Below are 13,127 nucleotides of genomic sequence, written 5' to 3' on the forward strand. Positions count from 1 at the left end.
ATCCTGAGACACTATGCTGCCTTATAAATTTCCACTGACATCCGGCAATGTAACGCGCTTTTTCGTGGTGTTTAACCTGGTGCTTTTTCTGGCGCTGGGCGCGATGGTGCACAACAGCGTGAATGCCTGGATGACAGAGAAGCGCTATGCGATGACCGATTTGGCGCGTGCGATGCAGAAACGCATCGATGCGTCGCGCTTCGCTACGTGGCAGATCTATGAGAACCTGGCCACCAGCGCCGCCGGTTCGTCGCCGAACAGTAATCTTCAGGAAACCCGCCTGCGCCCGGATGTCTATTATCTGGAAAAAACCCGCCGCAAAACCGAAGCACTGATTTTCGGTTCGCACGATAGCAGCACGCTGGATATGACCATGCGCATGTCCAACTATCTCGATACGCTGTGGGGCGCGGAAAATCCGACCTGGTCGATGTACTTCCTCAATGGTCAGGATAACAGCCTGATTATGATCTCCACGCTGCCGCTGAAAGACATGGCGACGCGTTACAAAGAGAGTGCGATCAATTCGCTGGTTGATAGCCGCCGCGCCGAGATGCTGCAGCAGGCCAATGCGCTGGATGAGCGCGAAAGCTTCTCGCCGCTGCGTCACTTCGCCTGGCAGAACGATCACTACTTTACCCTGCGCACCACTTTCAATCAGCCGGGCCATTTAGCCACCGTGGTGGCATTTGATTTGCCGGTTAACGATCTGATTCCGCGTAATATGCCGCTGGAGAACTTCCAACTGCGTCAGGACGCGACGCAAACGTCGACCACCACCACCACCACCACCAGCGACGACACTAGCAGCGAAAGCACGCACGTGGCGCTGGTAAACCCGAATCTGGAGATCGCCGCCTCGCTGCCTAGCACTTCGCTGCAGCTGGTGTATCGCGTGCCGCTCACCAGCCTGGCGCTGGATACGCTGCATAATCTGATGTGGCCGCTGCTGATCAACCTTGTGCTGTTTTTACTGTCGATTGCGGGCATTACGCTGCTGCGTCAGCAATCGCTGCGCCCGAACGAGAATCAGAGCGCCGAGCTGGATTCGCTGCGCATGCTTAACGAAGAGATCGTCGCCAGTTTGCCGGTCGGCTTGCTGGTGTACGACTTCGCCACTAACCGCACGCTGCTCAGCAATAAAATCGCTGAACATCTGTTGCCGCACCTGAATCTGCAGAAAATCATCAATATGTCCGATCAACATCAGGGCGTATTGCAGGCGACCATCAATAACGAAGTGTATGAAATTCGTCACGCGCGCAGCGTGCTGTCGCCGCATACTCAGCTATTTATGATGCGCGATCAGGACCGCGAATTACTGGTAAATAAGAAGTTGCAGAAGGCGCAACAGGTGCTGGATCGTAATCACCAGATGCGTCAGCAGTTAATGCATAACCTCGGTCACGCCCTCAATGGTCCACTGCAAAGCATGGTTAAGCAACTAGTACAACTTAGCCAGCGTGACGATGACGAAAGCGTGCTCGATCTGCTCGACGAGAGCCAGGGTTTGGCGCGCCTGGTGGATGACATTGTGCTGCTTAATCGCCTGGAAGCGCATGACTGGTCGCCTGATGCCAGCGTGTTCAACCTGCAGGATATGCTGGACGAAATCGCGCTGGAAAGCCTGCCGCTGCTGCGTCGCAAAGGTTTAGCGCTGGTGGTGAATAACCATTTAGCCAATGACGAGATGCGTTTTGGCGATCGTCGTGCGCTGCGTAAAGTGCTGACCACGCTGATGCACTATTCGCTGACCACCACGCGCTGGGGCAAGATTTCGCTGGAGATCAAAACCAGTGAAGACAAGCCCAATCAGGTCTTGCTGCAGCTGGTGGATACCGGCTCCGGCTTGAGCGTCGATGAACTGGCGAATGTCGATTTCCCCTATCTCGGCGACACCACGCAAGATCGTTTTGGCCAGGCGTCCGGCATGGCATTTTTCCTCTGTAAGCAGCTGTGCAAACAGATGGGCGGCCAGCTGGAGATCATCGCTAAACCCGATATCGGCACACGCTACAATATTCAGCTGCCGCTGGCGTTAGAGCAGCAAGGCGAGCAGGAAGAGAAACTGCTGGAAGGTGTGACCGCGTTGGTGGATATCGCCGTAGAAGACGTACACAAGATCGTTTGTCGCCACCTCGAAAACTGGGGAGCGAAATGCCTGACCTCGGATGAGCGTTTAACTGGTCAGGATCATGATGTGCTGGTGACCGACGATCCGGCGCGCCTGAACGGCTGGGCGCTGCTTCTGGCCGGTGACGAAATGGGTCATCACGCGTTGAACGATCAGCAATTCCGGGTCAACTTCAATCTCAGTAATGCACTGCTTGATGCGCTGCTGGCCCTGATTGAAAAGCAACTTTCTCATGATTTGTTAGAGGAGAGTCGCGAAGATGAAGAAGCCACGCCGCTAATGAGCGGAGGCTATTTCCAGCTGTTTACCGAGACAGTACCGCCAGATGTGAAGAGACTGTATACTGAAGCGGCGGAAAAGGATTATCCCTCGCTTGCTCAGACAGCACATCGCCTGAAAGGCGTGTTTGCCATGCTCAATCTGGGTTCAGGTAAACAGCTTTGTGAAGCGTTAGAACAACACATTAAAGTATGTGACGATTTAACCATTAAAAATACCACCAGTGAAATTGACGCTTACGTCAGCCAACTGCTGCAGCAAGGTAACCAATAAGATGAATAACTTGAACGTAATTATTGCCGATGACCATCCGATCGTTCTGTTCGGTATCCGTAAGTCACTGGAACAGATTGAATGGGTTAACGTTGTAGGTGAGTTTGAAGACTCAACAGCACTGGTAAACAGCTTGCCCAAACTGGACGCTAATGTCCTGATTACCGACCTCTCCATGCCAGGCGAGAAGTACGGTGACGGTATCACCCTGATTAAATACATCAAACGTCACTATCCGGACCTCTCGATTATCGTTCTGACCATGAACAATAACCCAGCGATCCTGAGCGCGGTGTTGGATCTGGATATCGAAGGGATCGTACTGAAGCAAGGCGCACCAACCGATCTGCCAAAAGCACTCGCGGCTCTGCAGAAAGGCAAAAAATATACGCCGGAAAGCGTGGCAAAACTGCTGGAGCGCATCAGCGCCGGTGGTTACGGTGACAAACGTCTGTCGCCGAAAGAGAGTGAAGTACTGCGTCTGTTCGCAGAAGGTTTCCTGGTGACTGAGATCGCTAAGAAACTTAACCGCAGTATCAAAACCATCAGTAGCCAGAAGAAATCAGCCATGATGAAACTGGGCGTGGAAAACGATATCGCGCTGCTGAACTATCTCTCTTCTGTCAGCGCCACTCAGGTCGACAAAGAGTAATACGAATGGGCGGCGTCTTCTGACACCGCCCATTTTTTAGTATCCGCTTTACGCCTCTACCCTGCCCTTTCTGACGCGTTCCGCATACACCGCCAGCGTGCTTTTCAACACATCCAGCGTGACCGGCTTCGACAAACAGTTATCCATACCCGCATCCATACAGCGCTGCTTCTCTTCCGCTAACGCATTTGCCGTGACGCCAATCACCGGGAAAGTATGTCCCAGCTGACGCAGACGTTGCGTCAGGCGATAACCATCCATGTTCGGCATGTTCACGTCGCTCAGCACGATATCGATATGGTTGCGACTCAGCACGTTCAGCGCATCAACGCCATCCTGCGCGGTTTTGGTTTGATAGCCGACGGTGCCGAGCTGTTCTGATAGCAGCATGCGGTTGATAGGATGGTCATCAACAATCAGCACGATAATATCTTCGAAGGTCGCGGCGGCTTTTGGCGCGGTTAACGGCAGCGGCGTGGCGGTTTGGCTATTAATGTTGATGCGGTAGATGCGGCCCAGCAGCTGCGGCAGATCGTGGAGCATCGCGCTGCTCTGAATCCATTGCCCCGGGGCGGTTTCGTGCGGCATATCGATGTGCTCACCACAGATACGAATACGTGCGCGTCCAGTTTGCGCGGCAGGCTCATCGTGGTCGCTGATGATCACATCATCAGCCGCCGCCTGGCCGTGGTAATACGCTGCCTGAATGCCCTGCTGTTGCAGCAGACGCAGCAGGAAGCTGGCGAGATACTCATTACGCATATCCAGCCAGATGGCTTTTTCCTGCAAGCCGTCGAGCAGCGGTGGCGCCGCCAGCTGACCGGAATAGATCGGAATACGCACGATAAACTGGCTGCCCATGCCCGGTTCGGAGTCGACTTCGATGTCGCCGTCCATCATGTTGATCAGCTTTTCGCAGATCGCCAGCCCTAAGCCGGTGCCCTGGAAGTTACGCTGCACGCCAGAACCCACCTGGAAGAACGGATCGAACAGGCGCGTTACCTCTTTGGCCGGAATACCGACGCCGGTATCGCGTACGCGGAATGCCAGATAACCCTCTTTGACGTAAGCATGCAGGATGATGCAGCCGGTATGTGTGAATTTAATGGCGTTGTTCAGCAGGTTGGAGATCACCTGCTGCAGACGCATGGCGTCGCCATCCATAATCAGCGGCACATCGTTTTCAATAAACACATACAGCGCCAGGCGCTTACGCACCACCAGCGAGAGATAGTTGCTGGCAATGTGATTGACCACTTCACGCGGCGAGAACGGATGCGGTTCAATTTTCAGCTGTTCGGATTCAATCTTCGAGAAGTCGAGAATGTCGCTGATGATCTTCAGCAGCAGGCTCGACGAGTTGTTCATCGCCGTCACCAGTGAATCGACGCCTTTCGGCAGCACTTTGGTTTGCAGCAGATCGAGGTTACCGATAATACCGTACAGCGGCGTGCGCAGTTCATGACTGACGGTGGCGAGGAACATTGATTTCGACTGGCTGGCTTGCTCGGCCGAGTGCGCCATCTCCTGCAGCGACTGCTCCATACGCACGCGCGCCGAAACATCCACCAGCACGCAAATCGCCACGTTTTCATTACGATAACGCGAATGTACAAAGCTGATTTGCAGGTTGGTGTTGCTGCCGGTGAGCACATCGACAAAGTTGACCTGCTGACCGCCAATAATTTCATTCAGACGCTGGCGATCTTCCTGCGTCAGCAGCGTCAGATAGTTGTGCGCCAGTTCGTTACTCAGAATGTTGGTGCCGTCGCTGGTGCGCAGGATACAGATGCCGACCGGCGCCGAGGCGACAATCTTGCGGTTGAACTGCTCGTGCTCCTCCAGCCGATGCGCATTCTCCTCGGCCGGTAGGAACATGCGGCGCTCAAAAATCCACGCCAGCGTGAACAAAATCACCGCGGTTAAGATATTGAGTAGCAGCGCGTTGATCAGCATCAGCTTGAGCTGATCGGTTAACACGTCGGTGGAAAGCGACCACACCACATTGAGATTCGACGGCGGCAGCGGCTTTTTCAGCACCAGCTGGCGATAGCTGTCGAGATAGCCGAACCAGGTGCTGTTATCCGGCAGATCGTCGAGCGAGTAGCCCGGCCCGCCGCGACGCGAACTGATCAGCGGACGGTAGTTTTCATCGGTGATGGTGGCCACCAGCGGCAAACCGCCCGGCTGAATAAACTCATCAAGGCGAATATTCTGCTCCACGCCCAGCAGCGCCTGCAGCTTGTTCGCCACATATACCGGCATCACCATATAGAAGTTGCCGACGCCCGGCTGCGCGCTGCTGGTGATCCAATACATCGGCTGACGGCGCTCTTCTTCATTGCCGTTGCGATAATGCAGCACGCGTTCGCGCAGCGCTTTCAGGCTACGTTCACGATCGACCGAATTGTTGCTGCCGATGGTGAAATCAGCCAGACACTGATTCTCTCCGCCGATGAAGAACACGCGGTTCAATTCATACGCCGAGGCAAAATTGCTTTTCCAGTAATTGATGTAGTAGCTGAGCGAGTCCAGCGAGTTACGCCAGGTATTGCTCATTGACGTGCAGTCGCCATCGGAAAACAGCGGCGTGAACTGCGGCAGCGCACCTTTGCCCGGCGGCAAACCGTTGAGCACATCCAGACCATTAGCGCTGCTGCTCAGGCGATTTTCGGTGATGTATTTCAGCTCGCGCATCACGTCCGCCGAATGGCGCACGTACCACTCAGCCTGACCATAATTGGCGGCAAACTCCTGACGCACCGCGTTCTCTTTCTCGTGCAGCACGTTGATGATGTAGAAAGTGGTCAGCAGCGCACCCAGCGCCCAGAGCAGCAACGCCAGCGCACGAAACAGATAGCGCGAAATTCGAAGCGTAGTGCGAAAGGAGACAAGATATTTCAAAAGAGGCTCACTGGCGGTAAGAGGTTATCAGGATGTTGAAAAGCTTCCATACACTAGCTTTATCGGTCCTAAAAAGCCAGCTAGCCCGCACCTTTAGGGGAAAACTCAGATAAAAAAACGGCAGGCCAGTTTCCTGACCTGCCGCTTAATAAAGCCGTTACGAATTACTCTTCGTCGTCAGCTTCTGGTGCTTCGTCGTCGCTGTCCACTTCCGGCGCGATATCTTCCTCGCCTTCCGCTACGCTACCGTCGATGGCATCGAGTTCTTCCTCTTCCACCGGCTCCGCGACGCGTTGCAGACCCACCACGTTTTCATCTTCCGCTGTACGGATCAGAATCACGCCCTGAGTATTACGGCCTACCACGCTGACTTCCGATACGCGAGTACGCACCAGCGTACCGGCATCGGTGATCATCATGATCTGATCGCCATCCACCACCTGTACCGCGCCGATAACCGGTCCGTTACGTTCGGTGACTTTAATCGAGATCACGCCCTGGGTCGCACGCGACTTGGTTGGATACTCGCTGTTGGCGGTACGTTTACCGTAACCGTTCTGCGTCACGGTGAGGATCGCGCCCTCTTCGCGTGGCACAATCAGCGACACCACTTTGTCGCTTTCAGCCAGCTTGATACCGCGAACGCCCGAAGCCGAACGGCCCATCGCACGTACCGCCGTTTCAGCGAAGCGCACCACTTTACCGGCGGCAGAGAACAGCATCGCTTCGTCGCTACCGTTGGTCAGCGCCACGCCAATCAGCTCGTCATCCTCACGCAGGTTGATGGCGATGATGCCCGCACTACGCGGACGGCTGAACTCCTGCAGCGCGGTTTTCTTCACGGTACCGCTCGCGGTAGCCATGAAGATGTTGAAGCCTTCGGTGTATTCACGCACCGGCAGAATGGCGGTGATACGTTCGTTGGCTTCCAGCGGCAACAGGTTGACGATGGGACGACCGCGCGCACCACGGCTGGCTTCCGGCAGCTGATAGACCTTCATCCAGTAGAGACGGCCGCGGCTGGAGAAGCACAGAATGGTGTCGTGGGTGTTGGCCACCAGCAGACGATCGATAAAGTCTTCTTCTTTAATACGTGCGGCGGATTTGCCTTTACCACCGCGGCGCTGGGCTTCATAGTCGGTCAGCGGTTGGTATTTGACATAACCCTGATGCGACAGCGTCACCACAACGTCTTCCTGATTGATCAGGTCTTCGATGTTGATGTCTGCACTGTTCGCGGTAATTTCAGTACGACGTGCGTCGCCGAACTGATCGCGCATCAGCTCCAGCTCTTCACGGATTACTTCCATCAGGCGCTCAGCGCTTTGCAGGATGTGCAGCAGCTCAGCAATCTGATCCAGCAGCTCTTTGTATTCGTCGAGCAGCTTTTCGTGCTCGAGGCCGGTCAGTTTCTGCAGACGCAGATCCAGAATCGCCTGCGCTTGCTGTTCAGTCAGATAATATTGACCATCGCGAATACCGAACTCGGCTTCCAGCCATTCCGGACGTGCAGCGTCATTACCGGCACGTTCCAGCATCGCGGCAACGTTACCCAGATCCCACGACTGCGCCAGCAGGCCTAGTTTCGCTTCGGCTGGCGTTGGTGCACGACGAATCAGTTCGATGATCGGGTCGATGTTAGCCAGCGCAATCGCCAGGCCTTCAAGGATGTGAGCACGATCGCGCGCTTTACGCAGTTCGAAAATGGTACGACGCGTAACCACTTCACGACGGTGACGCACGAAGGCTTCGATGATGCCTTTCAGCGTCATGATCTTCGGCTGGCCCTGATGCAGCGCCACCATGTTGATGCCGAAAGAGACCTGCAGCTGTGTCAGCGAGTAGAGGTTGTTGAGAACCACTTCACCCACCGCATCGCGTTTGATCTCAATGACAACACGCATGCCGTCTTTGTCAGATTCGTCACGTAGTGCGCTGATGCCTTCCACGCGCTTCTCTTTCACCAGCTCGGCGATCTTCTCGATCAGACGCGCTTTGTTCACCTGATACGGCAGTTCGTGCACGATGATGGTTTCACGGCCGGTCTTGGCATCGGTTTCCACTTCGCCACGTGCGCGAATGTAAATCTTACCGCGCCCGGTGCGATAGGCTTCTTCAATACCACGACGACCATTGATGAAGGCCGCCGTCGGGAAATCTGGCCCGGTGATGTGCTCCATCAGACCTTCAACGGTGATGTCTTCATCTTCGATAAACGCCAGACAGCCGTTGATCACTTCCGTCAGGTTGTGCGGTGGAATGTTGGTTGCCATACCAACGGCGATACCGGAAGAGCCGTTTACCAGCAGGTTAGGAATTTTAGTTGGCAGGACTTCAGGGATCTGCTCGGTGCCGTCATAGTTCGGCACGAAATCGACGGTTTCCTTTTCCAGGTCAGCCAGCAGCTCCGAAGAGATCTTTGCCATGCGGACTTCGGTATAACGCATCGCTGCGGCGGAGTCGCCGTCGACCGAACCAAAGTTACCCTGACCGTCAACCAGCATGTAGCGCAGGGAGAATGGCTGGGCCATACGCACGATACTTTCGTATACCGCGGAATCGCCGTGCGGGTGATATTTACCGATGACGTCACCGACCACACGGGCGGATTTTTTATAGGGTTTATTCCAGTCGTTGCCCAGTTCGCTCATGGCAAAAAGCACACGGCGGTGTACCGGCTTCAGACCATCACGCACATCGGGTAAGGCTCGGCCAACAATGACCGACATGGCGTAATCGAGGTAGGAGTTTTTCAACTCTTCTTCGATATTGACCGGTGTAATTTCTCTCGCAAGGTCGCTCATGGAGCCGCTATCCCTCTACATAATCCCGGATTTAAAGGTGCGAAAGTATATCACATTGCTTCCCTTCGGTGAACGTTAACCAGGCCTTAATCCCGCTTTTCCTTGAGCGTGAGAGATGCGTTCGCGTGAGTTAAGCGTTTATACTGAGGGAATATTTTGTCTGGAGTGATGATTCAATGAGTGAACAACCGCAGGAAAGCCGCCAGAACGTCGACCACGCCGAGATCGCCAAGTTTGAGGCCGTGGCATCCCGCTGGTGGGATTTAGAGGGTGAATTTAAGCCGTTGCACCGTATTAACCCCCTGCGACTTGGCTGGATAGCGCAGCATAGTAATGGCCTGTTCGGCAAGAAAGTGCTCGATGTCGGCTGCGGCGGCGGCATTCTGGCGGAGAGCATGGCGCGTGAAGGCGCTGAGGTTACCGGCCTGGATATGGGCGCTGAGCCGCTGGAAGTGGCGCGTCTGCATGCGCTGGAGAGCGGCGTTAGCGTTAACTACGTGCAGAAAACCGTGGAAGATCACGCCGCAAGTCACGCCGGGCAGTATGATGTGGTGACCTGCATGGAGATGCTGGAGCATGTGCCGGATCCGCGCTCGGTAGTCTTAGCCTGCGCGCAGCTGGTGAAGCCCGGCGGCGAAGTGTTTTTCTCCACCATCAACCGCAATCCAAAAGCCTGGCTGCTGGCGGTATTTGGTGCCGAGTATGTGCTGCGCATGGTGCCGCGCGGGACGCACGACGTGAAGAAATTCATCCGTCCCGCCGAGTTGCTGAACTGGGTGGATGAAACGCCGCTGCGTGAAAGAAATATGATTGGCCTGCACTACAATCCGCTGACCAACCAGTTCCGTCTGGGTCGCGGTGTCGATGTGAACTACATTATTCATACGCATCGTCAGGAGTGATGACTGCCAGCTTAGATTTCAGAAAGTACGTTCATCATACGTGCGGGCCCTTGCACATCTGCTTCACGGGCAAATGAGCCCTTTTCAACAACACGCACTGGAGCTTACGAGCAGGCCGGGGCCACTTTTGGTCCGGCAATCCGCAGCGCTGAACGAAGCGAGGAAGCCAGGAGAGCCCGCAGGACGCGGGCGAAAGGCGGAGCCGGGACATGGAAGTCCCGTCTCCGCCGGTCCGTCAGGCAGACGAACGAAGTGAAGGTACTGCGCTAGCGGCGCGAGGACCGCCGGCCCAAAAGTGGCCCCGGCCAGCGCACTCGTCGTTGGCTTAACTAACAAACATTACGTCATTCATGGCGACCTCTTATCCCCTAATTTTGGCCCTATCCAGATCAATTTCCTTTTAGACGCGTACCAGCCTTTTTTATAGGCTAAGCAAGTCACAAAAAATTCATAAGCACTTTTAGATAAGTTCGCTGCTGGCGGCCTTGTCGGGGCTTTTTTTGTCTAAGAAAATTCCTGAGGCGCGGTGGTTGAGCAAGAAACACGCGTCCGATCATAAAGTGAAAAAAAAGTGTTGAGCGGTTGACACTAAGTGCAGGCCTTGCGGCATGCGGATCCAGGATTTTAGCCAGCCGGTAATGACGATTTTTTAGTGAAAATCAACTCTTGTTAAGAAGAGATTGCTGACTAGAATACTCACCATATTGTTGTTCAAACTTCCCGCACCCCCTATATATAGTGTTTATCCACAGGCTTACTCACAACGAGCGGCTTGTGCATAAACCTTGTGCATACATGGGGGATAAATACGTCATTCATGCATGGACAGGTAAAAACGCGACATGAACCAAAGTCTGCTCGTTACTAAACGCGATGGCCGCCAGGAGCGCATTGATCTCGACAAAATTCATCGTGTACTGGATTGGGCAGCCGAAGGGCTGAACAATGTTTCAGTTTCACAGGTTGAACTGCGCTCACACATTCAGTTCTACGATGGCATCAGAACTTCTGACATTCATGAGACCATCATCAAGGCTGCCGCAGACCTGATCTCGCGTGATGCGCCGGATTACCAATACCTGGCTGCGCGTCTGGCTATCTTCCACCTGCGTAAAAAAGCCTACGGCCAGTTTGAGCCGCCGAAGCTGTACGATCAGGTGGTGAAAATGGTTGAGATGGGCAAATACGACCGCCATCTGCTGGAAGATTACAGCACCGAAGAGTTCGAGCAGATGGACGCGTTTATCGACCATTGGCGCGACATGAATTTCTCCTACGCAGCGGTTAAGCAGCTGGAAGGGAAATATCTGGTGCAGAACCGCGTCAGCGGCGAAATCTACGAAAGCGCCCAGTTCCTCTACATTCTGGTGGCGGCGTGCCTGTTCTCTGGCTATCCGCGCGAAACCCGTATGGATTACGTGAAGCGTTTCTACGATGCGATCTCAACCTTCAAAATCTCGCTGCCAACGCCAATCATGTCCGGCGTGCGTACCCCAACGCGTCAGTTCAGCTCTTGCGTACTGATTGAGTGCGGCGACAGCCTCGACTCTATCAATGCCACCTCCAGCGCCATTGTGAAATACGTCTCTCAGCGCGCCGGTATCGGCATCAACGCCGGCCGCATTCGTGCGCTGGGTAGCCCGATTCGCGGTGGCGAAGCGTTCCACACCGGTTGTATTCCGTTCTACAAACATTTCCAGACTGCCGTGAAGTCTTGCTCACAAGGCGGCGTACGTGGCGGCGCAGCGACGCTGTTCTACCCAATGTGGCATCTGGAAGTTGAAAGCCTGCTGGTGCTGAAAAACAACCGCGGTGTTGAAGGCAACCGCGTGCGTCACATGGATTACGGCGTACAGATCAACAAACTGATGTACACCCGCCTGCTGAAAGGTGAAGACATCACGCTGTTCAGCCCGTCTGACGTGCCTGGCCTGTACGATGCGTTCTTCGCCGATCAGGACGAGTTCGAGCGTCTGTACACCAAATACGAGAAAGACGACAGCATCCGCAAACAGCGCGTGAAAGCCGTTGAGCTGTTCTCACTGATGATGCAGGAGCGTGCGTCAACTGGCCGTATCTACATTCAGAACGTCGATCACTGCAACACGCACAGCCCGTTCGATCCAAGTATCGCGCCAGTTCGTCAGTCGAATCTGTGCCTCGAGATCGCACTGCCGACCAAACCGCTGAACGACGTCAATGACGAAAGCGGCGAAATCGCCCTGTGTACGCTGTCTGCCTTTAACCTGGGCGCGATTAACAGCCTTGACGATCTGGAAGAGCTGGCCACCCTTGCGGTGCGTGCGCTTGATGCACTGCTGGATTATCAGGATTACCCCATTCCGGCAGCACAACGCGGCGCCATGGGCCGCCGTACGCTGGGTATTGGCGTGATCAACTACGCGTATTACCTGGCGAAAAACGGCGTGCGTTACTCTGATGGCAGCGCCAATAATCTGACGCACAAAACTTTCGAAGCCATTCAGTACTACTTGCTGAAAGCCTCGAACGAATTGGCGAAAGAGCAAGGTGCGTGCCCGTGGTTTAAAGAGACCACTTACTCGCAGGGCATTCTGCCGATCGATACCTATAAAAAGGATCTCGACGCGGTGTGCAACGAGCCGCTGCATCTGGATTGGGAAGGCCTGCGTAAGTCAATCACCACGCACGGTCTGCGCAACTCAACGCTCTCTGCGCTGATGCCGTCTGAAACCTCTTCGCAGATTTCGAACGCCACCAACGGCATTGAGCCGCCGCGCGGACACATCAGCATCAAAGCATCGAAAGACGGCATTCTGCGTCAGGTGGTGCCAGAGTATGAGCGTCTGAAAGACCAGTACGAACTGCTGTGGGAAATGCCGTCCAACGACGGTTATCTGCAGCTGGTTGGCGTGATGCAGAAGTTCATCGATCAGGCGATTTCGTCGAACACCAACTACGATCCGAGCCGCTTTGCGAATGGCAAAGTGCCGATGAAACAGCTGCTGAAAGACCTGCTGACCGCGTACAAGTTCGGCGTGAAAACCCTGTACTATCAAAACACCCGCGACGGTGCAGAAGATGCACAGGACGATCTGGCACCTTCCATTCAGGATGATGGCTGCGAAAGCGGCGCATGTAAGATCTAATCTCATCTTGTCAGGGCCGACATTGGTCGGCCCTCTTCACATTTGGACTCA

Annotated in this window: 6 protein-coding genes; 4 read left to right on the plus strand and 2 right to left on the minus strand. The window is 54.6% G+C overall.

Going from position 1 to position 13,127, the window contains the following annotated elements; all coding sequences use genetic code 11:
* Nucleotides 1-16: 16 nt before the first annotated feature.
* Both rcsD and rcsB read left to right on the plus strand, forming a co-directional pair.
* Nucleotides 17-2,686 carry a phosphotransferase RcsD gene (gene rcsD, locus ACYAC5_RS13265; protein ID WP_277974932.1) on the plus strand — a complete coding sequence of 890 codons (2,670 nt, stop codon included), beginning with the start codon at nt 17-19 and terminating at the stop codon, nt 2,684-2,686.
* Nucleotide 2,687: 1 nt separating this feature from the next.
* Entirely contained in the window at nt 2,688-3,338 is a 651-nt protein-coding gene (gene rcsB / locus ACYAC5_RS13270; RefSeq protein ID WP_007889370.1) for a response regulator transcription factor RcsB, read from the plus strand.
* 48 nt (nt 3,339-3,386) lie between these two features.
* On the opposite strand, the gene rcsC is transcribed toward rcsB, so the two are convergent.
* The gene (gene rcsC, locus ACYAC5_RS13275; protein ID WP_462061899.1) at nt 3,387-6,242 is read right to left on the minus strand and encodes a two-component system sensor histidine kinase RcsC; all 2,856 of its coding nucleotides are present in this window, start codon (nt 6,240-6,242) and stop codon (nt 3,387-3,389) included.
* 164 nt (nt 6,243-6,406) lie between these two features.
* Nucleotides 6,407-9,046 (minus strand): DNA topoisomerase (ATP-hydrolyzing) subunit A, encoded by a 2,640-nt coding sequence (gene gyrA / locus ACYAC5_RS13280; protein WP_110866580.1) that lies wholly within the window; start codon nt 9,044-9,046, stop codon nt 6,407-6,409.
* A 176-nt stretch (nt 9,047-9,222) separates the two neighbouring features.
* Here gyrA and ubiG point away from each other — a divergent pair, with 176 nt between their 5' ends.
* Complete coding sequence (gene ubiG, locus ACYAC5_RS13285; protein ID WP_462061901.1) at nt 9,223-9,948, plus strand: bifunctional 2-polyprenyl-6-hydroxyphenol methylase/3-demethylubiquinol 3-O-methyltransferase UbiG; 726 nt, start codon at nt 9,223-9,225, stop codon at nt 9,946-9,948.
* 842 nt (nt 9,949-10,790) lie between these two features.
* The gene (nrdA, locus tag ACYAC5_RS13290) at nt 10,791-13,076 is read left to right on the plus strand and encodes a class 1a ribonucleoside-diphosphate reductase subunit alpha (protein ID WP_101763666.1); all 2,286 of its coding nucleotides are present in this window, start codon (nt 10,791-10,793) and stop codon (nt 13,074-13,076) included.
* The last annotated feature ends 51 nt before the right edge of the window (nt 13,077-13,127 follow it).

Source organism: Pantoea sp. y20 (genome assembly GCF_054903455.1).

Coding starts and splice junctions, on each gene's coding strand:
- nrdA (WP_101763666.1), top strand. CDS start 10,791: ATGAACCAAAGTCTGCTCGTTACTAAACGCGATGGCCGCCAGGAGCGC.
- gyrA (WP_110866580.1), bottom strand. CDS start 9,046: ATGAGCGACCTTGCGAGAGAAATTACACCGGTCAATATCGAAGAAGAG.
- rcsB (WP_007889370.1), top strand. CDS start 2,688: ATGAATAACTTGAACGTAATTATTGCCGATGACCATCCGATCGTTCTG.
- ubiG (WP_462061901.1), top strand. CDS start 9,223: ATGAGTGAACAACCGCAGGAAAGCCGCCAGAACGTCGACCACGCCGAG.